Consider the following 1,957-nt stretch of genomic DNA (forward strand, 5'->3'; position numbering starts at 1 on the left):
CCGGCGCCGCTCCCCCGGCCCGGCCGTCACCACCGGCACCCGCGCCGCCGCTGCCCCGCGCCGCACGGCCGCGGCCTGCCCTGGCGGCTCCGCCAGTCCGGTCGTCTCGATCGCCCCCACCGAGCGGCCGCGCAGCACCCCGGGCAGCCCGGCCACATGGTCCGCGTGGAAGTGGGTGAGGACGAGCAGCGGGATGCGGACCACGCCCAGCGTCCGCAGACAGCGGTCGACGGCCCGTGGCTCGGGACCGGCGTCCACGACGACGGCCGTGCCGGGGCCCGCGGCCAGGACCAGGGCGTCCCCCTGGCCCACATCGCAGGCCACAATCCGCCAGCCGGGCGGCGGCCAACCGGTGAGGACCCGGGTCAGCGGCGCCGGGCGGATCACCGCGAGCAGCAGGAGCAGCGCACAGACCGCCCACAGCCACCGGTGCCGCAGCAGGCGGCGCCCCAGGAGGACGGCGACCAGGGTGACCGCCGCCAGCAGCAGCCCACCGGGCCAGCCGCCCGGCCAGCCCGCCTCCGCACCGGGGAGCCCCGCGCCGGTGCGGGCCACCCCGGCGATCCACTCGGCGGGCCAGCCCGCGGGCCAGGCGATCCACCGGGCGACCGGAAGCGCGAGCGGGGCCACCGCGAGCGCGGCGGAGCCGAGGATCATGGCGGGCCCCACCGCCAGCTCGGCGAACAGATTGCAGGGGATCGCCACCAGGCTCACCCGGGCGGCCATCATCACCACCACCGGCGCGCACACCGCCTGCGCCGCCGCGGCGGCCGCCAGCATCTCGGCCGGTCGCGGCGGCACCCCACGGCGCCGCAGGGCGGCGCTCCACCCCGGTCCGAAGGTGAGCAGCGCGCCGGTGGCCAGGACGGAGAGCACGAACCCGTAGCTCCGGGCCAGCCACGGGTCGTACAGCAGCAGGGCCAGCACCGCGGCGGCCAGGGCCGGGAGCAGGGAGCGGCGGCGTCCGGTGCCGATGGCCAGCAGCGTGATCAGCCCGCACGCCGCCGCCCGCAGCACGCTGGGGTCGGGACGGCAGACGACCACGAAGCCGAGCGTGAGCGCGCCGCCGAGCAGGGCCGTCGTCCGGAGTCGCATGCCGAGCGCCGCGGCCAGCCCGCGCCGCTCGGCCCGCGCGGCGAGGTGGGGAGGGCCCGTCAGCAACGCCAGCAGAAGCGTGAGATTGCTGCCGGATACGGCCAGCAGATGCGTCATGTCCGTGGCCCGGAACGCCTCGTCGAGGTCCGGCGGGACCCGTGAGGTGTCCCCCACGACGAGCCCGGGCAGCAGCGCCCGCGCGTCCGGGGACAGCCCGTCGGTCGCCGTACGCAGCCCGGCGCGCAGCCGGCCCGCCAGCCGCTGGACCGAGTTGGGCGCCCCGATGACGCGCGGCGGACCGCTGTCGCCGCGCACCACCGCCGCGAGCCGGTCCCCGTCCCGCAGCGGCGGCGCCAGGCGGCCGTGCACCCGCAGCCGCGTGGACGGCAGCAGCCGGATCCATGCCGCTCGCTGCCGGGTCTCCGGGCGAACCGTCACCAGCACCGGGGCCCGGGTCTTCGTCGACGTGCCGTCAGGCCCGGTGATCCTGGTGGCCTCGGCCTCGACCACCACCGACACCGGAGCGAGCGCGGCCCCGCGCACCCGGGGGCGGCTGAGCCTCGGATCCCTCGTGACCGTCACCTCGGCGGTCGCCTCGGCGAACTCCCCGGCCAGCGCCGGAACCGGTCCGCGCCGCACGTCCGCCGCGTGCAGCGCCGCGACCGCTCCCGCCGTGGCCCCGCACAACAGGACCGCCGCGATCGCCCCCGCCGTGCGCCTCCTGGCCTGTGCGAGGTCGACCCGGCGCCGACGGGTCACGTACAGCAGGACGGCTGCCGCCAGGCAGGCGCCCGCGCAGACCACGGCCACGGTGCGGCCGGGCGTGCCCAACGCGACCGCCGCCGCGGCCCAGGCCGCCAGC

1 protein-coding gene is annotated in these 1,957 nt (G+C 78.8%); it reads right to left on the reverse strand.

All coding sequences use genetic code 11. The annotated features are described in order from the left end of the window. Positions 1–1,956, reverse strand: a 1,956-nt coding sequence (locus EEJ42_RS31810) for a ComEC/Rec2 family competence protein (protein ID WP_246097527.1), incomplete at its 3' end; no start/stop codon positions are given. Between the last annotated feature and the right edge of the window lies 1 nt (position 1,957).

Source organism: Streptomyces botrytidirepellens, from assembly GCF_003721215.1.
Lineage (GTDB): Bacteria > Actinomycetota > Actinomycetes > Streptomycetales > Streptomycetaceae > Streptomyces > Streptomyces himastatinicus.